The sequence below is a fragment of the Limibacillus halophilus genome (assembly GCF_014191775.1).
In the GTDB taxonomy this organism is placed as follows: Bacteria; Pseudomonadota; Alphaproteobacteria; order Kiloniellales; family CECT-8803; genus Limibacillus; species Limibacillus halophilus.
Genome location: NZ_JACHXA010000006.1, coordinates 16,672 through 37,954, shown reverse-complemented (window position 1 = coordinate 37,954; position 21,283 = coordinate 16,672). Strand labels below are relative to the sequence as shown.

21 protein-coding genes are annotated in these 21,283 nt (G+C 60.2%); 17 read left to right on the top strand and 4 right to left on the bottom strand.

From position 1 onward, the window contains the following. Positions 1–9: 9 nt before the first annotated feature. The gene (locus tag FHR98_RS11225; RefSeq protein ID WP_183416793.1) at positions 10–1,098 is read left to right on the top strand and encodes an NAD(P)/FAD-dependent oxidoreductase; all 1,089 of its coding nucleotides are present in this window, start codon (positions 10–12) and stop codon (positions 1,096–1,098) included. Here the strand turns inward: FHR98_RS11225 and FHR98_RS11220 are convergent. After that, positions 1,092–2,456, bottom strand: coding sequence for a glutamate--cysteine ligase (locus tag FHR98_RS11220; RefSeq protein WP_183416792.1), 1,365 nt, complete (start codon positions 2,454–2,456; stop codon positions 1,092–1,094). The genes FHR98_RS11225 and FHR98_RS11220 overlap by 7 nt on opposite strands. A 106-nt stretch (positions 2,457–2,562) precedes the next feature. Then, positions 2,563–3,327 carry a 16S rRNA (uracil(1498)-N(3))-methyltransferase gene (locus tag FHR98_RS11215; RefSeq protein ID WP_183416791.1) on the bottom strand — a complete coding sequence of 255 codons (765 nt, stop codon included), beginning with the start codon at positions 3,325–3,327 and terminating at the stop codon, positions 2,563–2,565. A gap of 48 nt (positions 3,328–3,375) precedes the next feature. Here FHR98_RS11215 and ubiA point away from each other — a divergent pair, with 48 nt between their 5' ends. Continuing rightward, positions 3,376–4,311 carry a 4-hydroxybenzoate octaprenyltransferase gene (gene ubiA / locus FHR98_RS11210; protein WP_183416790.1) on the top strand — a complete coding sequence of 312 codons (936 nt, stop codon included), beginning with the start codon at positions 3,376–3,378 and terminating at the stop codon, positions 4,309–4,311. Next, positions 4,308–4,970: a class I SAM-dependent methyltransferase gene (locus FHR98_RS11205; RefSeq protein ID WP_183416789.1), complete on the top strand. Its 663-nt coding sequence runs from the start codon at positions 4,308–4,310 to the stop codon at positions 4,968–4,970. Before ubiA ends, FHR98_RS11205 begins: the two co-directional genes overlap by 4 nt. A gap of 5 nt (positions 4,971–4,975) precedes the next feature. On the opposite strand, the gene FHR98_RS11200 is transcribed toward FHR98_RS11205, so the two are convergent. Continuing rightward, positions 4,976–5,584 (bottom strand): YqgE/AlgH family protein, encoded by a 609-nt coding sequence (locus FHR98_RS11200; protein ID WP_183416788.1) that lies wholly within the window; start codon positions 5,582–5,584, stop codon positions 4,976–4,978. A gap of 137 nt (positions 5,585–5,721) precedes the next feature. Between FHR98_RS11200 and FHR98_RS11195 the strand changes: the two genes are divergently transcribed. The 6 genes from FHR98_RS11195 to FHR98_RS11170 all read left to right on the top strand — a co-directional run bounded on the left by FHR98_RS11195 (position 5,722) and on the right by FHR98_RS11170 (position 12,280). Beyond that, on the top strand, positions 5,722–7,860 hold the full coding sequence (locus tag FHR98_RS11195; RefSeq protein ID WP_221205860.1) for a protein-disulfide reductase DsbD family protein: 2,139 nt from the start codon (positions 5,722–5,724) through the stop codon (positions 7,858–7,860). A gap of 133 nt (positions 7,861–7,993) precedes the next feature. Further along, positions 7,994–8,476 carry a peroxiredoxin gene (locus tag FHR98_RS11190; protein WP_183416787.1) on the top strand — a complete coding sequence of 161 codons (483 nt, stop codon included), beginning with the start codon at positions 7,994–7,996 and terminating at the stop codon, positions 8,474–8,476. Positions 8,477–8,598: 122 nt separating this feature from the next. After that, positions 8,599–8,949 carry a tRNA-binding protein gene (locus tag FHR98_RS11185; protein ID WP_183416786.1) on the top strand — a complete coding sequence of 117 codons (351 nt, stop codon included), beginning with the start codon at positions 8,599–8,601 and terminating at the stop codon, positions 8,947–8,949. Positions 8,950–9,025: 76 nt separating this feature from the next. Then, positions 9,026–10,483: a cation:proton antiporter gene (locus FHR98_RS11180; RefSeq protein WP_183416785.1), complete on the top strand. Its 1,458-nt coding sequence runs from the start codon at positions 9,026–9,028 to the stop codon at positions 10,481–10,483. After that, complete coding sequence (gene rnhB, locus FHR98_RS11175) at positions 10,483–11,109, top strand: ribonuclease HII (protein WP_183416784.1); 627 nt, start codon at positions 10,483–10,485, stop codon at positions 11,107–11,109. Before FHR98_RS11180 ends, rnhB begins: the two co-directional genes overlap by 1 nt. Before the next feature lie 88 nt (positions 11,110–11,197). Continuing rightward, positions 11,198–12,280: a site-specific DNA-methyltransferase gene (locus FHR98_RS11170; protein ID WP_246377749.1), complete on the top strand. Its 1,083-nt coding sequence runs from the start codon at positions 11,198–11,200 to the stop codon at positions 12,278–12,280. A gap of 12 nt (positions 12,281–12,292) precedes the next feature. Here the strand turns inward: FHR98_RS11170 and mutY are convergent, their stop codons facing one another. Continuing rightward, positions 12,293–13,351 (bottom strand): A/G-specific adenine glycosylase, encoded by a 1,059-nt coding sequence (mutY, locus tag FHR98_RS11165; protein ID WP_183416783.1) that lies wholly within the window; start codon positions 13,349–13,351, stop codon positions 12,293–12,295. 74 nt (positions 13,352–13,425) lie between these two features. Here mutY and FHR98_RS11160 point away from each other — a divergent pair, with 74 nt between their 5' ends. From FHR98_RS11160 to FHR98_RS11125, 8 genes are all read left to right on the top strand, one after another. Beyond that, positions 13,426–13,968 carry a DUF721 domain-containing protein gene (locus FHR98_RS11160; protein ID WP_183416782.1) on the top strand — a complete coding sequence of 181 codons (543 nt, stop codon included), beginning with the start codon at positions 13,426–13,428 and terminating at the stop codon, positions 13,966–13,968. 137 nt (positions 13,969–14,105) lie between these two features. Further along, positions 14,106–14,735: a DsbA family protein gene (locus FHR98_RS11155; protein ID WP_183416781.1), complete on the top strand. Its 630-nt coding sequence runs from the start codon at positions 14,106–14,108 to the stop codon at positions 14,733–14,735. Positions 14,736–14,861: 126 nt separating this feature from the next. After that, on the top strand, positions 14,862–18,323 hold the full coding sequence (locus FHR98_RS11150) for a chromosome segregation SMC family protein (RefSeq protein ID WP_183416780.1): 3,462 nt from the start codon (positions 14,862–14,864) through the stop codon (positions 18,321–18,323). A gap of 163 nt (positions 18,324–18,486) precedes the next feature. Continuing rightward, complete coding sequence (locus FHR98_RS16795; protein ID WP_183416779.1) at positions 18,487–18,918, top strand: AtpZ/AtpI family protein; 432 nt, start codon at positions 18,487–18,489, stop codon at positions 18,916–18,918. 30 nt (positions 18,919–18,948) lie between these two features. After that, entirely contained in the window at positions 18,949–19,668 is a 720-nt protein-coding gene (locus tag FHR98_RS11140; RefSeq protein WP_354504578.1) for a F0F1 ATP synthase subunit A, read from the top strand. Positions 19,669–19,750: 82 nt separating this feature from the next. After that, complete coding sequence (locus tag FHR98_RS11135) at positions 19,751–19,978, top strand: F0F1 ATP synthase subunit C (RefSeq protein WP_183416778.1); 228 nt, start codon at positions 19,751–19,753, stop codon at positions 19,976–19,978. Between the two features lie 119 nt (positions 19,979–20,097). Continuing rightward, positions 20,098–20,580 carry a F0F1 ATP synthase subunit B family protein gene (locus FHR98_RS11130; RefSeq protein WP_183416777.1) on the top strand — a complete coding sequence of 161 codons (483 nt, stop codon included), beginning with the start codon at positions 20,098–20,100 and terminating at the stop codon, positions 20,578–20,580. Positions 20,581–20,615: 35 nt separating this feature from the next. Beyond that, on the top strand, positions 20,616–21,098 hold the full coding sequence (locus tag FHR98_RS11125; RefSeq protein ID WP_183416776.1) for a F0F1 ATP synthase subunit B family protein: 483 nt from the start codon (positions 20,616–20,618) through the stop codon (positions 21,096–21,098). The last annotated feature ends 185 nt before the right edge of the window (positions 21,099–21,283 follow it).

Below are 21,283 nucleotides of genomic sequence, written 5' to 3'. Positions count from 1 at the left end.
GAACGCAACTTGGCGCGCACTCCTAAGATAGCGATCGTAGGGTCCGGCATCGTTGGGGCGTCCATCGCGTGGCACCTATCTCGGTCGGGCGCCCAACCGGTCGTGATCGAAGCCGGTGAGGCCGGGGGGCTTGCGACCCGCAGTTCCTGGGCCTGGATCAATGCGAGTTGGGGAAACCCCGAGCCATATTTCCGCTTGCGGCATCGCTCCATGGCGATGTGGCATGACCTGGAGAGGGATGTGCCGGGGATTACCGTTGCCTGGGGTGGCGGCCTGATCTGGGACATGCCGACAGACGAACTCGACGCCTATGCCAGACAACACAGCGCCTGGGGTTACGGCGTAGCGCGTGTCGGCGCGCTCGAAGCGCAGCGCATCGAGCCACAACTCGCTTCGCCGCCCGAACGGGCTCTTCATGTTGCGGAGGAAGGCGCCGTAGAGCCACTGGCCGCGACCCTGGCCTTGCTGGCGGCGGCAAAAAGCCGAGGCGCAGAGATCATTACCCGACAGCCGGTCCTGAATCTGGTGGAGCGGGCCGGCAAACTCGTTGGAGTCGAAACCAACGGCGGCATGATCGATGCCGACGAGGTTGTGTTGGCCGCAGGGGTCGCAACGCCCGAGCTCGCGGCCCCGATGGGTATCGAAATACCGATGACGGCTCCTCCAGGGTTATTGGTCGTTTCGAAGCCGCACTCCAGATTGTTGAACGGCCTTGTCATGGCGCCGGAGATGCATCTGCGCCAGACCGCAGACGGGCGTGTTATCGCGGGCGATGATTTCGGCGGAAGCGATCCGGGCGAGGACGCTCTGGCATCGGCACGCGCTGTCTTCGACCAACTGAAGAATCTGCTGCGCTCCGGTGAGACCTTGGAATTCGACCACTTCAGCCTGGGCCATAGACCCACGCCTGGCGAAGGCTTTCCGGTGGTCGGGCGGCCACAGAGCATCGCCGGCCTCTATCTGGCAACAATGCACTCCGGCATCACACTGGCCCCGGCCATTGGGAGTTTCGCCGCATCGGAAATCCTGACCGGTAGGCGCGACGTTCTGCTTGCACCCTTCGGTCCGGACCGATTCGCAGCCGGCAAAAATCAGTAGGCGTGGACCCGGAACACTGGATCGATATCGCCATGCCAGGTTTCCTCGAACTCCTGCAGCTTGCGTTCGGCGGGCGTTACGCCGCTTTCCGCGATCTCCCGCAAGGTCCAGAGGTACTGGCGCTCATCTTCGCCTGTGCCGCTGATCCTTGCACGCCGCGCGAGTCCTTCCTCGGATATTTCCAGAATTTGCAAGGCCAGATCCTGCAAGGTTCCCTTTCGGAAGGGAGTCTTGAGCGCCCGTCGCGGCACCTCGTCGCGCAGGTTTTGGTGCTCTTGCGGCGTCCAATCCTTGATCAGGTCCCAAGCCGCCTGTTGGCTGTCGCTGTCATAGAGCAGGCCGACCCACAAAGCGGGCAGGGCACAGAGCGAGCGCCATGGGCCGCCATCGGCACCGCGCATCTCCAGAAAGCGTTTCAAGCGGACTTCGGGGAACAAGGTGGTTAGGTGGTCCGCCCAATCGGATATGGCTGGAATTTCCCCGGGCAAAGCCGGTAATTTACCCTCGAGAAAATCGCGGAAGGACTGGCCCGCGGCATCAATGTAAGCACCGTCGCGATAGACAAAATACATCGGTACGTCGAGAACGTGATCGACGTAGCGCTCGAAACCCATGCCATCTTCGAAAACGAAGGGCAGGATGCCGCAGCGGTCCGGGTCGGTATCGGTCCAGATATGGCTGCGATAGCTCAAGAAGCCGTTGGCTTTACCCTCGGTGAAAGGCGAGTTCGCAAAGAGTGCCGTCGCCACGGGCTGCAGCGCCAGGCTGACGCGAAACTTCTGCACCATGTCGGCTTCGCTATCGAAGTCGAGGTTCACCTGCACGGTGCTGGTGCGCAGCATCATGTCGAGACCAAGTTTGCCGCGCCGCTGCATCTGCTTCTTCATGATCGCGTAGCGGCCTTTTGGCATCCAGGGAACGTCCTCGCGTTTCCACTTGGGATCGAAGCCCATTCCCAGCAGTCCGATGCCTAGCGGCTCGGCGATCTGCTTGACTTGATCGAGGTGGCTGTGCACTTCGCTGCAGGTCTGATGCAGGTTTTCCACGGGCGCGCCGGAGAGTTCAAGCTGACCGCCCGGCTCCAGCGTGATGTTGCACGCGCCCATCTTCAGGGCGATGAGGTTGCCGTTTTCGGTGATTCCTTCCCAGCCAAACGAGATTAGGCCTTCAAGGAGGGCGCGAATCGACTGCTCGCCGTCATGAGGCAGGCGTTGGAGATCGCTTAACCGGTAGACGAATTTTTCGTGCTCGGTACCAATTCGCCACTGATCTTTGGGTTTACAGCCCTCCGACAGATACTCGATCAATTGGCTCTTAGACGTTACGGGCTCGCCCTTGGCTTGTGGAGGTGCGGACATTGGCGGGTTCTTGGCTCCCGAAAGGTTGCTGGTGAGCAGTCCGGTCCCGAGCGAAGAACGCCAAGCCGGTCGTTGCAATATGGTTATGCGGTCTCAGGCATCAACCTCACGTCCGAAATGCGGGTCGACGTTTCCAGTCGCCCAGCATCGATTGACAACAGGTCAACGCGGCAAGCGCCGCCGTATCGGCCCTAAGAATGCGCGGCCCGAGACTTACAGGAGTAACAAATGGGAGTTGCATCAGCGCGTCAAGTTCAGTTGGCGCAAAGCCGCCCTCCGGTCCCGTCATGGCTGCGAGAGGCCCAGGCGCCCCAGCGATCTTTTGCAGCGCTTCGGTTATGGGTGTGGCATCGCCGGCTTCGGCGCACAATAAGAGCCGCCGCTCGCTGGGCCAGGTCTCCAGCAAGCGCGGCAATGTAATCGGCTCCCTTACATCGGGCAGGTCCAGGCGCTCGCATTGTTCCGCTGCTTCTTTCGTGGTGGCGGCCAAGCGATCGCAATTGACGCGGGAGACATCGGTATAACGGGTCAACACGGGCTGGAGTCGGGAAACGCCCAACTCGGTTGCCTTCTCGGCGATGAAATCGATTCGCGCGCGCTTTACCGGCGCAAACACCAACCAGAGATCCTGGCTTCGTTCTTGGGGCCGGCGCTGTTCGTGGACCAACAAGGACACCCATCCCTTGCCAATCGCCTCTATCTCTGCGCGCCACTCGCCGTCCCGTCCATTGAAAACGCCCAGACTAACACCAGCCTCTAATCGCAGTACGCTGCGCAAGAAATGAGCCTGGGAATGATCAAGGCCGATGGTTGCGCCCGCCCGCAGGTCTTGCTCGATGTACAATCTGGTTGCAATCTTTTCGCTGGACATGGTCGCGCGACTTTCCTTAGACCCCGCTTCGGGGTTAGAGATTAGGCCATGAGTGTGCCCAACCCTTCAAGCAGTGCAAGTGACATCGTTGGCGATCACTGGTCTTTCCGGGTTTTGCCGCGCATGTTTCATCCTTATTTGCGCCTGACCCGTTTCGATCGTCCGATCGGCGCTTGGTTGCTTTTTTGGCCGGGGGCTTGGAGTCTGTCGCTAGCGACGGCGCAGGAGGCGCGCCCGCCCGACGTCTGGCTGCTGTTGCTTTTTGGCGTGGGTGCCGTCGTGATGCGCGGCGCGGGCTGCGTCATCAACGACCTTTGGGATCGCGATCTTGATGGCAAGGTGGCTCGGACGGCCTTGCGTCCCTTGCCCAGCGGGCAGGTCACACCGCGCCAAGCCCTGTTTTTCCTGGGCATCCTACTGCTGCTGGGCTTGCTTATCCTGTTGCAGTTGACTGCCACCGCGATCTTGCTGGGTGTTTCTTCGATTGCCTTGATCGTCGCCTATCCCTTGATGAAACGGGTGACCTACTGGCCGCAGGCATTTCTCGGCCTCACTTTCAATTGGGGTGCCCTGATGGGCTGGGCGGCGGTAACCGACAGCCTGGCTTGGCCGCCGGTGGTCCTCTATTTGGGCAGCCTTGCCTGGACCCTTGGCTATGACACCATCTACGCGCACCAGGACCGCGAGGATGATGTGCTGGTGGGAATCAAGTCCTCGGCCTTGAAGCTGGGTGACCGGACACGGCCCTGGGTCGCTGGATTTTATGCTGTCGCGGTACTGTTGATGGCGGTGGCGGGCGGCCTGACCGGTCTGGGCTGGCCTTTCTGGCTGGCGGTGGTGGGCGTCGCCTTGCAGGCCGGTTGGCAGGTCTGGACGCTCGATATCGACAATCCCGACAACTGCCTGCTGCGGTTCAAATCGAACCGTTATTTCGGACTCATCCTGTGGCTGGGCATCATGCTGTCGCCCGTCGTAGCAGCATGAGCGCACAGGCTCCCCGCGCCTTCGTTCTTGCCAACACCATTCTAGAAGCCCCCGCACTCTTGCCCGAATTGCGCCTGCACCTTGCCAGCGAAGTGCTGCCTCTGTGGCAGGCAAGCGAGATAGCTTTGGAGGCCGAGGGCGTGCCGCCACCGTTCTGGGCTTTTGCCTGGGCCGGCGGGCAGGGCTTGGCCCGCCACATTCTCGACCATCCGGAGATCGTCAAGGGACGTAATGTTTTGGATTTCGCTTCCGGGTCCGGCGTGGTTGCCATAGCCGCATGCATGGCGGGGGCTCGTCACGTAACGGCCAATGACATTGATCCCTTTGCCTTGGCGGCCATCACGTTGAATGCCGCCGCCAATGACGTCGGGCTCACCGTTATTTCCGATGACCTGGTCGGGCGGATCGACCCGGCCTGGGCGGTCGTTCTTGCCGGCGACATCTGCTATGAACAAGCGCCCGCAGCCCGCTTCTTCGCTTGGCTTCAGGCGCTGGCGAGCGCTGGAGCCGTGGTGCTTCTCGGCGACCCGGGGCGAAGTTATTTGCCAAAAACCGGCTTGGAGCGTGTGAACACCTATGCCGTTCAAACCACGCGCGAGCTTGAAGACAGCGACCTGCGAAACGCCGTCGTCTGGCGAGTCCTTCCAGCGGAATCGTGATTAGGTCAAGCGTGTCCGGCGCTACCGGATAGCATCGAGGGTTCAACGCCAAGTTTCCGGATCGCCGACTCCCATTTGGCGGCAATGTCCGGCCCGAAAACCAAGGCGTCGTCGGCAGCTACATTTAACCAGGCGTTCTGTTGTATCTCCGCATCAAGCTGGCCCGGCCCCCAGCCTGAATATCCCAAAGCCAAGAGTTTGAAGCGCGGGCCGGCTCCAGCGGCAATATCCTGGAGTATCTGGACGGTGGCGGTCAGGGCTACGTGTTCGTCCACCTGTAGCGAACCTTCTCTTAGATAATCCGGGCTATGCAGCACAAACCCTCTTCGCGTCTCGACCGGACCGCCGAAGTGGATGGAAATCGCGTCGGATGCCGCTTGATTCTCGATCTCGAATTGCTCCAGCAGATCATCGAAGGTCAGTTCATCGACCGCCTTGTTGATCACAAGGCCCATGGCCCCGTCGGCGTTGTGGGCGCAAATGTAGACGACACTGCGATTGAAACGCGGGTCGGACATGCCGGGCATGGCAATCAAAAGTTGACCGGTCAAACCGGTGTTCTTTGAATTGCCTTGGGCTTTGTCCGTCTTTTGGTTTTCTTGCTGGTCCGTCATGCGCGTCGATCCGTCACTGTCTTTTACCTAGATAATTCTCCATCCTTCCGGCGCAACACGCAAAAAAGTGACCTGACAGCGCAGGGCGTGTTGTTACATAACACTGACCAGCCATAGTTTAGCGTCAAGGAAGCAAAGTGACTACCACGGCAATGCGCAGCTTATTATCGGGCTCCTTTTGGATGTCAGCCCTCTTCTCGGGGCTTTTGGTTATGCTGTTCGCCGGGAATCCCCAAGCGGCCAGCAGCCCCTGGGCCGCCAACGAGCAGGGTCGGGTACGGCTGATCACGGGTGTCGACAGCGTTGGCGATACGGGCGACTTCGCCGCCGGCCTTCACTTCGAGATGCAGCCCGGATGGAAGATCTACTGGCGATCACCGGGTGATGCGGGCTATCCGCCGCAGGTTGATTGGAGCGGTTCGAACAATGTCGCCGCCGTTGAGATGGCTTGGCCGCTGCCTCATAGATTCGAGCTCTTTGGGTTACAGACCTTCGGGTATGGCGATGAAGTAATCTTTCCCTTGACCGTCACCTTACAGAACCCCGGTCAGGCAACGCAGTTGGTTGGCAGCGTCGACTATCTCACCTGCTCGGAAATTTGCGTCCCGCAGAGTGCGGTATTGGATTTGACCCTTCCGTCGGGTGACGGTGGGGAGGTTTTGGATAATCTGCTGATCAAGCAATACGAAAGTCAGGTGCCGGGGTCAGAATCTGACGGGCTCACCTTGGAGACCCTTGCCTTGGCCGGGACCCTCAATGCGCCGATCATCGAGGCGACGCTGCGTTCCGACCAACCATTGGAGCGACCCGATCTGCTCGTCGAAGGCCCGCCGGGGTTTTTCTATGGCAAGCCTGAGGTGACGCTCAGTGATGCAGACCGCCAGGCTCTGATAAAGGTGACTGTTGGAAAAGGCAGTCTCGCCGAAGGTGTTCTGGACGGTAAACGACTCACTTTGACGGTAATGGATGGAGACCGGGGACTGGAACGAAGCTGGTTGGCGCGCTTTGGCGCGGGCACGGAGGTGTCGGGCGTATTGGCGGCGCCCACGACCGAATTTGCATCTTTTGGGCTCTGGACCATTCTCGGCATGGCTCTGCTCGGCGGTTTGATTCTCAATGTGATGCCCTGCGTCTTGCCGGTCCTTTCCATCAAGCTCTTATCGGTGGCGAAGCAAAGCGGTCGGGAAACACGCGCCGTACGCATGGGTTTTCTGGCGTCCTCGGCTGGCATCGTGACCTCTTTCTTGTTGCTGGCATTTCTGGCCATTGGGTTGAAACAGGCGGGCTTGGCCGTCGGCTGGGGCATCCAGTTTCAGCAGCCGATTTTCCTCGCAGTCATGGCGTTCCTGCTTACGCTCTTTGCCTGCAATCTCTTCGGGTTCTTTGAAATTCCCCTCCCATCCTCTATGGGCAAGGTGGCGGCCGGGGCACGGCATGAGGGGGTCGTCGGCCACTTCATGACGGGAGCCTTTGCGACCTTGCTGGCGACACCCTGTTCGGCGCCATTCCTGGGCACTGCCGTGGGCTTCGCGCTGGCCCGAGGACCGGCCGAGATTCTTCTGATCTTCGCAGCATTGGGCGTCGGCCTGGCGTTACCTTATTTGCTTGTCGCGGCGCTTCCACGACTTGCTACGCGTCTGCCCAAGCCGGGGCCCTGGATGATCACACTGCGGCGACTTCTCGGGTTTGCGCTGGCCGGTACTGCCTTGTGGCTGCTTTCGGTGATGGCAGCGCAGATCGATCTCTATGCGGCGGCGATTGTAGGAATCCTGTTGCTGCTGATCGGTTTTGTAATCTGGCGATCACGCGCGGGCCGTTTGCGTCGGGGCCTCGCGCTGCCAAGCGTGGCGGCGCTTGCTCTTCTGGTGGTAATGGTCAGTGCCATGATGCCCAGGCCCGGGGGTCGGGAGGCTGTAGCAGCCGACGATCTCTGGGGTGATTTCAAGCAGGTGGAAATCGCCGAACTGGTGGCTGACAAGAAGGTTGTTTTCGTCGATGTGACGGCTGATTGGTGTATCACCTGTCAAGTTAACAAGACCCTGGTGCTGGGAAGATCTCCGGTTCTGGATGCCTTGCGGGCGGAGGGTGTTGTTGCCTTGCAGGCCGACTGGACCAATCCGGACGAAAAGATAGCGGCCTTTCTAGAGTCCTTTGGGCGTTACGGGATTCCATTTAACGTGGTTTACGGACCCGCTGCGCCGCAGGGGATACCCTTGCCCGAGCTTTTGACCGATGATGCCGTGCTTGAAGGGTTGCGCCAGGCGCGGGGCGGATGAGTGTTGACCGGTCTGTACCTTTTGGTGGTCCTGGACCTAAACTTGGTGTGGCCTGTTTATAGATGGGTGCGCCTCCAAAGGGCAGCGACCAGTCGTTTTCAGTTTTAGCGTTTTGTAGAGAGGGGAACTTAGGATGATCAAGGTAGGTGACGCGATCCCGGACGTTACGGTTAAGCATCTGGGCGCCAATGGCTTGGAAGATGTCTCGACCGGCGAGCTATTCGCCGGTGGAAAAGTTGCATTGTTTGGTCTGCCGGGGGCCTACACACCGACCTGCTCGGCTAAGCATTTGCCGGGCTTTGTCGCACAGTACGATGCCTTGAAGGCCAAGGGCGTTGATAAGATTGTCTGCCTTTCCGTCAACGATGCCTTCGTGATGAAAGCCTGGGCCGAATCACAAGCGGCGGAAGGCAAAGTCGAAACCTTGGCCGACGGTTTGGCGGCATTCACCAAGGCTCTGGGGCTGGAGGCCGATCTGTCGGTCGCGGGTCTCGGAGTTCGCTGCCGTCGTTTTGCCTTGATCGCCGACAAGGGCGTGGTGACCTGGATAGCGGTCGAAGAGGCGCCGGGCGCTTTTGAAGTGTCGAGCGCCGAGGCGGTTCTCGCCCAACTCTAAGCCCGCTCGGATTGCAAGCGACGAGAAAGGCGGTTGCCGCGAGGGGCCGCCTTTTTCTTGAGCAATGCCGAAGCTTTGTCTAAGGCTGGCGAGCAAACCCAAGAACGTCAGGGACAGCTGCGATGAACGACGAGGATAAACTGATCGGCTTCGACGATTTTCTCAAGGTGGATATTCGTGTGGGGACGATACTACGGACCGAGCCCTATCCCGAGGCCCGAAAGCCGGCGATCAAGTTGTGGATTGACTTCGGCCCTGAGATTGGCGAACGCAAGACGAGCGCCCAGATTACGGTGCATTACAAGCCCGAGGAGCTGCCGGGCCGACAGGTTCTGGGCGTCGTTAATTTCCCGGCTAAGCAGATCGGCAAGTTCATGAGCGAGGTACTTGTGCTGGGACTGGCTGACGAGAATGGCGCAGTGGTATTGCTGGCTGCCGACAAGCCAGTACCCAACGGATCTCGGATGCACTGACCCAAGGCGGCGCCTTTTACCTTTCTCTGCGTAAATCCGGTTCAATGGATGCGACGGGCCATGCTAGGCTGTGGCCATGAGTGAATCGGGGATCACGCCTACCATTACCGGCGAACAAGCTGCGGCCAATGCGGTTGATGCTGCTGGCGCTGCGATGGACCATGGCGCCGCACTTGGACATCTGACCGGCCTTGCGATCGTCGTGGTGATCGCTTTGGCATGCGGGGTATTGCTGGCCAGGATCAAGCAGCCTGCCGCTGTCGGTTACATTCTGGCGGGGCTTGTGATGGGCCCTTCGGCGCTGGGACTGGTTGAAAACCGGGAACTGATCCAGTTCATGGCCGAATTGGGGGTTATCCTGTTGCTGTTTCTGGTCGGCATGGAGCTTTCGCTCAAGACCTTCAGCCAGTTGTGGCGAATTGCCTTTGGAACCTTCGGATTGCAACTGACGCTGGGCCTTGCGGCGGCGTTTCTTGTGGGCTTTATCCTCGGATGGGATACGCCGGAGACGCTTGTGTTGGCCTTCGTCCTCTCGCTCTCCTCGACGGCAGTTGCAATCAAAATGCTTGAGGATCTCGGTGACCTTGAGGAACGCAGCGGGCAGATCGCCGTTGGTGTCCTGATCGCCCAGGATCTGGCGGTGGTCCCCATGATGCTGGTGATCGCCGCGTTCGGTAGCGGCGATGGGCTTGGTTGGGGCATTGCCGGAAAGCTGATTCTGGCTCTGGGCATCATGGCGGTGCTGGTGTTCGTTCTTTTGCGTCGCGGCCCGGTGCAACTGCCTTTCAGTGCGATTATTACCAAGAACCCGGATCTGAGGGTCTTGGGCGGCATCACCTTTTGCTTTGCCGCCGCCGCGATTTCAGGACTGATTGGTCTTTCCACGGCCTATGGCGCTTTCTTGGCGGGGCTCGTTATCGGCAACTCACGCTCCAGCCACGAGATGCAGCAAAGCATCCTGCCCGTGCAATCCATCCTGGTCATGGTTTTCTTCCTGTCGATCGGCTTGCTGATCGATCTTGATTTCATCGTCGACAATCTGCTGTTGGTCTGCCTGCTCGTACTGCTGGTCTTGCTCGTCAAGACGGCGGCCAACATCGCTTTCCTGCGTCTGCTGGGAGAATCCTGGGAGTGCGCGGTGGTGCCGGGTGCTCTGCTCGGTCAGATAGGCGAATTTGCTTTCGTGCTCGGGGCTCTGGCCTTGGCCTTTGGACTTTTGGGCGACGAAACCTATCGCCTGATCGTGGCGGTTACGGTGCTCAGTCTCGTTTTTTCTCCGGCTTGGATGGTGGTGGCGCGCCGAACACTGCGCTACTCCCTGGCTGGCGTTTCGTCGGGCCGCGAGTTGTTTCGCCTGATCCTGCAGCCAGAGCGTAGCGAAATATTGAAGCTGGTCGCGCGGCTCTCTGCGCTGTTCGGCTGGAATTCTTCCGTTAAATCGGAAGACCGTGACGATGACCCGAAATACGACAACCTGGATGACGAGGCCCGAGCGAAGGACGCCGCTAGCGGGCTGCCCCCAATTCCCTTCTGATGCCCGATTATCGTCTCGAAGAGGTTTGGATCGAACGCGGCCTGTCGCCAGTGGCGGGTGTGGATGAAGCTGGACGCGGGCCTTTGGCCGGACCGGTTGTGGCCGCCGCGGTCATTCTGGATATCGCGGTGCTCGACCCACGGCTCCTTGCCCAGTTGAATGACAGCAAGAAGTTGAGCCCCAGCAAGCGGGAAAGCTTGAACCAATTTCTCCAAGGGAATGCCTGCGTCGGGGTCGGGCAGGCATCTGTCGAGGAAATTGATCGCATTAACATACTCCAGGCCACGTTTCTGGCGATGCGCCGCGCGGTTGCCTCCCTGCCATGCAGACCTGCGGCTTTACTGATCGACGGGAACCGCTTGCCGCCGGAAATGGGATCTCCCGCCGATACCGTGGTCAAAGGCGACAGTCGAAGCCTCTCCATTGCCGCGGCCTCGATTGTCGCGAAGGTAACGCGCGATCTGGAGATGGATCGTTTGGCGGAGCAGTTCCCGGGTTATGGCTGGGAACGCAATCGCGGCTATGGCACGGCGGACCATCTAGCAGCGTTAAAATCCAAGGGCGCAACCTTGGCACATCGCCGTTCTTTTCGACCGGTTTTTGAGAGTCTTTCCATAACTCACTGAGTCAGAAAGACTCTTGACGTAGAATCCCGCATCAGTGAAGATTCCTCCTCAAGCGAACAACAGAGACAACAACGGGGAATTTATGGGCATGTCTGTGCAGGGCAGCATGCCCCTGGGCGAAGTTCTCGTAGGCGACTGTGTTGAGATCATGAAGGGCCTGCCAGCAGGCTCAGTCGATATGATCTTTGCCGATCCGCCATACAATCTGCAGCTCGGGGGAGAACTGACGCGGCCGAACAACAGCCGCGTCGATGGTGTCGAGGACTCTTGGGATCGTTTCGACGATTTCGCAGCCTACGACCATTTCACCAATGCCTGGTTGCGCCAGGCCAGAAGGCTGTTGAAGCCCGATGGCACGCTTTGGGTAATCGGGAGTTATCACAATATTTTCAGGGTCGGTGCGGGGCTTCAGGATCTGGGCTTCTGGATTTTAAACGATGTGATTTGGCGCAAATCCAATCCGATGCCGAATTTTCGAGGCCGCCGTTTCACCAATGCGCATGAAACCTTGATCTGGGCCTCCAAGGATCAGGAGGCCAATTACACCTTCAACTACCGCTCCATGAAGGCGCTGAACGAGGATCTGCAAATGCGCAGTGACTGGTTCATCCCGATCTGCGGCGGCCAGGAGCGTTTGCGCGACAGCGAGGGCAAGAAGGCGCACTCCACGCAAAAGCCTGAGGCATTGTTGCATCGCTGCCTGCTGGCCTCGACCAAGCCTGGAGAGGTGGTGCTCGACCCCTTCTTTGGCAGTGGAACCACCGGCGCGGTGGCCCGAAAGCTCGGTCGTCGCTGGGTCGGCATCGAACGCGAGGAGAAATATGCGGCCGTGGCCCGGAAGCGCATATCGCGTGTTCAACCGGGCGATCCGGAATCGCTCCAGATCACCGAAAAACGAGAGCAGAAACGCGTTCCCTTTGGCTGGTTGGTCGAACGGGGGTTGCTGGAGGCCGGGACCACGCTGGTCAGTTACAACGGACGCTACCGGGCCAAGGTTCGCTCCGACGGCACTCTGGTGACCGAAGGTTTTTCAGGCTCCATCCATCAGGTTGGAGCACACGTCCAGGGCGCCCCAGCCTGCAATGGCTGGCAGTTCTGGTGCCTCAATGCCGAAGGCAAGCGTGTCCCCATCGATGTTTTGCGCGACAAGCTGCGCGCGGAGTTGAACTGAACGATCCGGCAGTTACTTTGCCGTCAGCACGTGCTTGACGATCTTGCGCATCAGGCTGGGTAACGCTTGATTGCCGAGATCGTCGAGGCGGCACCAGAAGGTGCCTTCCGGCGCCGCCGACCCTTCCACGTCAGCGCTCCAGATTTCCAGCTCCAGGCTGAAGTGGGTGAAGACGTGCCTTACCCGACCTTGCAAGGGGCTCCAGTCCAGAGCCAAGGGGGCGGCGTTTGCCGCTGCATTCTGACTGGGCTTGTCTTCCCGCCAATCTGTTGAGGGAATTTCCGTCATCGATCCCAGCAGGCCTTTTTCCGGGCGTTTGCGTAGGAGTACGCGGCCTTGCTCGTCGGTGATCCAAAAGGCGATGCCATGGCGTGTCGGTCGTGCCTTCTTCGCGGCCTTTCGTGGTAGCTCGGCGGCAATTCCCTGGGCGCTTCCTTCGCAAAACCGGACAAGGGGGCAGAGCAGGCACCGCGGTCGCGCCGGCTGACAGACCATCGCGCCAAGGTCCATCATGGCCTGGGCGAAATCACCTGGTCTTTGCCGGGGGGTGATCTCGGCGACGAGACGGCGCAATACCGGCTTGACGCCTGGCAAGGGCTCCGTGATCGCATAGAGTCGGGAAGTGACGCGCTCGATATTCCCATCCAGGACCGCCGCCGGGCGATCAAAGGCAATGGCCGCGATGGCGGCAGCGGTATAGTCGCCGATGCCGGGCAGTGATTTGAGACCGGCTTCGTCGTCGGGGAAACGTCCATCGAACTTGTCGGTGACCATCTGCGCCGCCCGGTGCAAGTTGCGCGCACGGGCGTAGTAACCGAGCCCGGCCCATTCGGTCAGAATCTCCTCTAGGGGGCTGGCGGCCAACGCCTGAACACTTGGCCAGCGCGCGACGAAACGCTCGAAGTAGGGACCAACGGTAACAACAGTGGTTTGCTGAAGCATGATCTCGCTTAGCCAGACCCGGTAAGGATCCGGTTTCGCGCCCGGCGGCGCACGCCAGGGCAGGCGTCGGGCATGACGGTTGTACCAAGCCAGCAGCGCACCAGGAAGATCCCGGTTGTTCTTGGTCATTGTGGTATTGCTTGTGGCGCTTTCCATGTCGCTGGCAATAATGGGGGCGGCGCGGTTCCAGGGAAAGGCCAAGGGTGACCGAAAAGTTCGGAAACAGCGGATTATCGAAGCGACGCGGCGGCGGCTGGCGCAGCCTTGGTGCGGCGGGAGCGGGCATCGCCCGAAAGGCATTGGGCAGTAAAGGCCGCGCCTTTGCGGCTTTCCTGACCGATTGGCCCAGCATTGTCGGTGAGGAAACCGCGCGCCATTGCTTGCCGGTGTCTCTGCGGTTTCCGGACCGGGAGATTCGTCGCGATGCTGTCTTGACCCTGCGGGTGGAATCCGGCGCCTGGGCAGCGGAACTGAGCCATAGTCAAGATGTCGTGCTAGAGCGGATCAACGGGTATTTCGGTTACGGTGCGGTTGCTAAGCTCCGCCTTCAGACAGGCCCTTTACCGGGACAGCGCTCGAAATCCGAGGGTAGAGGCAATCCAGACCCCTGGGAAAAGGCGAAAGCATCCAGGCCGTTGACGCCTGTGGAGGAGCAAAAGCTGCAGGCTCTTCTTTCGGAGGTGGAGAATCCCGAGTTACGGGCGTCGCTGGAACGCTTGGGCCGCCAACTGCTCGCGCGGCGGTGACCTCGCGAAGAGTTAAGTTGCAAACCTGCCGCAAACCTGCCCCATTCCCTCTTTAAGAGGGGAATTCCTGTGGATAAGACTCGTCTTGAGGAATCTCCTGAACCGGAATAGCATCCACAATATATGGTAGGTGAACGATGAAAAGACGGCAGATCATGTTGGGAACGGCGGCACTGGCGACCCTCGCGGTGGGTGGTGGTGCCTTCTTGATGCCGAATCCGGCACGGGCGGAAGAGCAGGTTTTCGAGGATGATCGTATTTTGGGCGACCCTGCTGCGCCGGTCACGATCATTGAGTACGCGTCACTGACCTGTCCGCACTGCGCCAGGTTCCATTCTGATACGCTGCCACCGCTCAAGGATAGTTGGATCAAGGACGGCCGGGCGCGTTTGGTGTACCGCGATTATCCGCTGGACCGGGTCGCTTTGACCGGAGCGATGATTGCCCACTGTTTCGATGGTGACAGAGCTTATTTCGCGTTTGTCGACATGCTTTACCAACAGCAGGCGCGGTGGTCTCGGGCGGAGAATCCCTTGGAAGAACTGGCGTCCCTGGCGAAAATCGGCGGCATGAGCCGCGAGCGTTTCGACGCCTGTCTGCAGGACGAAGCGCAGTTAAATCGGATCCTTGAAAAACTCAAGCATGCACAGGAGACCTATAAGATCGAGGCGACACCGAGTTTCGTCATCGGCGGTGAGGTCTATCGCGGGGGTCGGTCATTTGAGGATCTCGAGAAAATCCTGGAAGGCGTTGCGCCCAAAACCTGAGGAGGGGATGCCGCCCGTCCCGGCGGCGTCTCATTGTCTCTGGCGTTCTTGGTGAAGCAGCGACCGCACCTTACGGGAGAAGCGGGATGAAGCGGCAACGAGGCTAGAGACAGGAGAAGGATCAGGGTGCATTTCACCAAGCTGCGCCTTTCCGGTTTCAAATCCTTCGTCGATCCGACGGAGGTCGTGATCGAGCCAGGAATGACTGGTGTCGTCGGTCCGAACGGCTGTGGAAAATCGAACCTGGTCGAGGCTCTGCGCTGGGTCATGGGCGAGACTTCCGCCAAGCGGATGCGCGGCGGCGAAATGGACGACATGATCTTCGCCGGTACGTCAAGCCGCCCGGCACGCAATTTGGCCGAGGTCGCCCTGACCATCGACAATAGCGATCGCAGCGCTCCGCCGCAGTTCAACGACAGCACCGAACTGGAAATCGTGCGGCGCATTCAGCGCAATTCCGGCTCCAACTACAGGGTTAATGGCAAGGAGGTACGCGCGCGCGACGTGCAACTGCTTTTCGCAGACCTAGCCACCGGTGCTCATTCGACGGCAATGGTTAGCCAGGGCCGTGTCAGTGCCATCATTTCCTCCAAAGCCACGGATCGGCGTATTCTGCTCGAAGAGGCGGCGGGGATCACCGGGTTGCATTCGCGCCGTCACGAAGCAGAGCTTCGACTGCGCGCCGCCGAAACCAATCTGGAGCGTCTCGATGATGTGATTGGCGCTCTGGAAGCCCAGCTTGCCGGGCTGAAGAAGCAGGTTCGCCAAGCCAGCCGATATCGCAACATCGCCGAGCAGTTGCGCCGCACCGAAGCGCTGTTGCTGCATTTGGACGCGGAGGCGGCGACCGCGGAACTGGGGCGGGCTGAGGAGCGCTTGGAGGCGGCTCGCGAGCGTGTTGTAAGCCTCACCGAGGAAGCTGCCCGCCGTAGCAGTCTTCAAGCCGATATCGCGTCCAAGCTGCCGTTGCTTCGTCAGGCCGAGGCGGAAGCCGCTGCGGCACTGCAGCGCTTGGTACTGGAGCGTGACAGCCTGCAGCGCGAGGAGCAGCAACTGGCCGAGGCGGTGCAAGCGGCGCGAGAGCGTCTGGAGCAGTTGGATCAGGATTCCCAGAGGGCGCAGGCTGTCACGGCGGACGCAGCCGAGGCGCAGCAGCGCCTGGATCTGGAAGTTACAGCACTTCAAGACGCTTCCTCCGGCGAGGCCGAGGCAGAGAAGGCGGCCCGCGAACACTTGGAGAAAGTCACCGTCGAGGCAGCGGAAACGGAAGAAAAGTTGGGTGCGCTCAATCAGCGGATCGCCGCCGATGCCGAGCGTGCGGGAGCGCTGGAGCGTAGGATCGACGAACTGGCAACTCGGTTGGCAAGACTAACCCGGCAACGCGAGGAGACCGAGGCGCAGCGCGAAAGGGTCGCTGCGGACACCCTGCCAGAGGGCGCCTTGGCGGCGGCGGTGCAAGCACGCGAGACGGCGGAGCGGCGCCTTGCGGACCTGGAGAAAATGGTTGAACGGATCGAGGTGGAAGCACTGGAAGTGCGTGCTTCGGAAACCAAGGAGCGGGAGGCTTTCGAGACCCTGCGCCGTGATCTGGAAAAGCGCGAGGCCGAGGCCGCCGCGCTGGCAGCTTTGGTTGAACCGGATGAAGGCGATATCTGGGCGCCCTTGATCCACACCGTCAAGGTCGCGGCCGGATTTGAGATGGCGCTGGGCGTGGCGCTGGGCGACGAGCTTGACGCCTCTGGCGACGAGGCGGCACCCGCGCATTGGCTTGAATTGCCGCCATTGGATAGGCCGCCTGCCTTGCCGCAGGGTGCCGAACCTCTATCCGGCCGGGTGAAGGGCCCAAAGGCCTTGACCCGGGCGTTGTCGCAGATCGGCGTGGTTGCGGATAAGGCAACCGGCCGACGCCTTCAATCGGCACTCCAGCCAGGCCAGCGGTTGGTGACTCGCGATGGCGATCTCTGGCGCTGGGATGGCTACACGTTGCGACAGGGTGCGCCCACGACGGCCGCGCAACGCCTGCAGCAACGCAATCGGCTTGGTGAAGTGCGCGGGGAGATCGAGGTGGCCCTTCAGACTGTCACGACCGCGGAGCAGCGGTTCAAGGCAGCCGGCGCGAAAGTCGCAGCCGTGGTTGAGAAGGAGAAAGAGCTGAGGGAAGAGCAACGCGCCGCCTTCCGGCAGGTCGGCGAAGCCCGGCAGGCGGAGAATCGGTTGGCTCAGCAAGCCTCGGCTCTGGCGGCTCGCCTGGCCAACCTAGAAGAGCAGCAGGCACGATTGCTGGCTGAGCAGGAAGAAACCAGCCAGGCTCTCTCGATGGCTCGGTCGGATCACAAGGAGCTGCCGGATTTAGCCGCCGAGCGGGCGCGGGCGAGCGATTTGCGTGCGGACCTGGCGGAGCGCCGGGCCCGGCAAAGCGAGGCTTTGGCGACTCTGAACCGTCTGACGGCAGAGGCTGGGCAGCGTCGCTACCGACTGCAATCCATCGAAAGCGAGCGCAAGGGCTGGATTGATAGGACCGAGGCGGCGGCCCGGCACTTGGCCGAGTTGAGCGAACGTCGCCAGAAGGGCGAGGCCGAATTGGCGAGGCTGCAAACCCGACCGGAAGGGTTGGCGGAGCGCCGCGGGCTGTTGGTGGAGAAGATAGAGGTCGCCGAACAGGGCCGACGCGAGGCCGCGGACGCGTTGGCGTTGGGCGAGTCGGCTCAGGCCGAGGCGGACCGCGGCGTGAAGGCGGCGGAGGCCGATCTGGGAACGGCCCGGGAAGACCGAGTTCGTGCCGAAGGATTGCTCGAACAGGCGCAGGCCACGGTAAAGACCCTGGAACTGCGGGTTGAAGAGCGCTTGGAGGCGCGTGTCGAATCGCTGCTGGAAGTGGCCGAATTTGACCCAGGTCAGGAGTTGCCGCCCCGTCACGAGATCGAAAGTCGCCTGCAGCGTTTGCAAAGGGAGCGCGAGAACATCGGCCCGGTAAACCTGCGGGCCGAATCGGAAGCCGCCGAGCTGCAGGAGCAGATTGAGGGGATGCAGAACGAACGGGATGACCTGATCGCCGCCATCGGCAGGTTGCGCCAGGGTATCTCAAGTCTCAACAAGGAGGGTCGGGCACGCCTCCTCAAGGCGTTCGAGCAGGTCAATGAGCATTTCCAGGAACTCTTCGTGCGCTTGTTCGGCGGCGGGCGAGCGCATCTCGCCCTGACGGAGGCCGATGACCCCTTGGAAGCAGGCTTGGAGATCATGGCAAGCCCTCCGGGTAAACGTTTGCAGGTCATGTCCCTGCTTTCCGGCGGCGAGCAGGCCTTGACGGCTTTGTCGTTGTTGTTCGCCTGCTTCCTCACGAATCCGGCGCCAATCTGTGTTCTGGACGAGGTGGACGCGCCTTTGGACGATGCGAATGTGGATCGATTCTGCTCCCTTGTTGCGGAGTTGGCGGAGCAGACCGAGACGCGCTTTCTCGTCGTCACCCACCACCGTATGACAATGGCTCGCGTGGATCGTCTGTTTGGTGTCACAATGGCCGAACGTGGTGTGTCTCAGTTTGTGTCCGTTGATCTTGAGGCAGCAGAGGCGCTGCGCGAAACTGCGTGAGCTTGAAAAGGGCTCTTGGGCTGTCATGTCGCAGTCGGCTTTTTTGGTGGTTTTTGCCCGGATTTCAGCCATTTTCGGGCAGTTCTGAGTGGCGGCCTTTGGGTCTTGACAGGGGGTAGGCCTCTCCGTAAGGTTCGCGCGCCTTTGATGAGGCGATTGGCAGGTGCTAGTTTGGTGTCTGTCAGAGGCGGGGGCGGCAATCCTTTCCGAAGGGTCGCAAGGCCGCTCGAAGGAGTGGATGGGGAAGCAGCCCAAAGAAAGTCAGTCGCGTACGTCATTTGATTCGCGGCTGCAAAGTGCCAAGGAACGGCTGGAAGGCCGGACTCGTGGCGCAGGTGCGGGCGGACGGCTTAATTCGCGCGGCATGGGTGTGGGGTTCCGCATCGTCGTCGAAATGATCGTCTCGCTGGCCGTCGGGGTCGGGATCGGTATCGGACTCGACCAGTGGTGGGGCAGTACGCCTTGGATGTTGATCGTTTTCTTCATCTTGGGATCAGGTGCTGCCTTTATGAATGTTATCAGGGTCGCCAGAGACTACGACCGGCGAATTCGCGAAGAGCGCGAAATGCGGGTCGGGGGCGACGAGAGAAGGTGAGGGTGTCTCGTGGCAGTTGAAGGCGGCGGCATCGATCCAATTCACCAGTTTGAGATTGTTTCCCTGGTGCCGATTCATGTCGGGGGACTGAATCTCTCCTTCACCAATTCCTCCATGTGGATGGTGATCGCAGCGCTGATTTCCAGCGCTCTGCTGATTCTGTCCATGCGCGGCCGCGCTTTGGTGCCCGGCCGCTGGCAATCGGTGGCGGAAATGCTTTACCAGGTCGTCGCCAATATGGTGCGCGACAATGTTGGCTCGGAAGGTCGCAAGTACTTTCCCTTTATCTTTACCCTATTCATGTTCCTGCTGATCGGTAATGTGCAGGGTCTGATCCCGGGTTCTTTTACCTTTACCAGCCACCTGATCGTGAACTTCGCCCTGGCGTCGGTCATCTTTGTAGCGGTGACGGTCATCGGCATTGTCCGTCATGGCGCGCATTTCCTGCGGCTCTTCTTTCCTGAAGGTGCGCCGCTTTGGACCGCCGTCATTCTGGTGCCGATCGAGCTGGTTTCCTATTTATCGCGGCCGATCAGTCTTTCAGTGCGTCTCTTCGCCAACATGTTGGTGGGGCACACGCTGCTGAAGGTCATGGCCGGCTTCGTGATTATGATGGGTTTCTTCGGTGTCGTGCCGCTGGCGGTTCTCGTCGGCATCACCGCCTTGGAAGTCCTGGTTGCAGTGTTGCAGGCCTATGTCTTTACGATTTTGACCTGCATCTATCTGCATGACGCGATCCATCTACACTAATGATCGTTGTTGAGTATCGTCACTTGGGGGCAAATGCCCTTCGTGTTTAACTGTTCCGCCTGCCAGGCAAGGAGTAGGGACCATGGAAGTAGAAGCAGCTAAAGTAATCGGTGCGGGACTCGCCGCTATCGGCATGATCGGCGCCGGTATCGGTGTGGGCAACGTGTGGGCCAGCTACATGCAGGCCATTGCGCGCAACCCCGCTTCGAAGGAAGAGATCGGCGCAAACATCTGGATCGGCTTTGCCGTTACGGAAGCTATCGCGCTCTTCGCGTTGATCGTTGCTCTGATCGCTCTCTTCGTCGTTTGATCGGTGGCGCTGATGGCCCGGCGGGCTCGCCCGACGTTTCAAATCGAACGTCGCCGGTTGAGCCGCCGCAGGGCTGTTGACGCAATGCCGTTCGACGTTCTCGTTGTCAGGAGTGCGTGATGCCGCAATTTAATCCTGAGTGGTTTGCCAGCCAGATTTTCTGGCTCACCATCGTTTTCGTGGGTCTTTACCTGCTGCTATCCAAAGTCGCGATCCCCAGGATCGGCGAGGTGTTGGAAGAGCGCCAGGCGAAGGTTGAAGACGATCTGCGCAAGGCTGAAGAGCTGAAGAGAAGCGCCGAAGCCGTTCTCGAGGAATATGAGGCGGCCGTGGCCAAAGCGCGGGGTGAGGCGCAGGCCGAGCTTAAGAAGGCGGCGGACAAGGTCCAGGCGGATAGCGCCAAGCGACATGCCGACTTTGGCGCTAAACTGAACGCGCAGACGAAGGAAGCCGAGGACCGGATTGCCCGCGCCAAAGCAGAAGCGCTGTCCGAACTTCAGACCGTTGCGGTTGAAGCGTCGATGGCAGCGACCGAGCGTTTGTTGGGCAAGAGTGTGACGGCAAAGGACGCTGAGAAGGCCGTTGCCGCGGTGCAGGGTTGATGCCTGCCGCGTCGGGTCGATAGAGGAAGGTAGAGATGTTTAGCTCTCCGGAATTCTGGGTTGCAGCCGCGCTGGTCATCTTTATTGGCCTGGCGGTCTGGAAAGGTATGCGTCCGCTCCTGGATTCGCTTGATCAGCGCTCCGAGAAGATTCGTAACGAGCTCGATGAGGCCCGTAGCTTGCGTGAGGAAGCGCAAGCGCTGTTGGCCGACTACAAGCGCAAACAGCGCGATGCTCTGGCCGAGGCCGAGCAGATCGTCGATCACGCCAAGCAGGAAGCCCAGCGTCTCGCGAAGAAAGCCGAGGCCGACCTCAAGGAGCAACTGGTGCGTCGCGAGCAGCAGGCCCTCGATAAAATTGCGCAGGCCGAACAGCATGCGCTGCGTGAAGTCAGGGACCAAGCAGTTGATCTGGCTATCGCTGCGACTGCCAAGCTGGTCGAAAGCAAGCTAACCGACAAGGATGCGGGCAAGCTGGTCGATGACAGCATTGCGGGCCTGGGATCCAAGCTGAACTGATCTCGCTTGTACAAGGGTAGCAGGTTAAGAACGCGGCTTTCTCCGGGCCGCGTTTTCTTTTTTCTTATCGCGTTATTTTGAAGCGAGCCGGCGGGTACAAGCGGTTGCCACCGCCAGAGGGCTGTGCTTCCATGATGCTGTATCCATAGGTTAAGCGCAAAGAACCGCCGAAGAGCGGCGCGCTT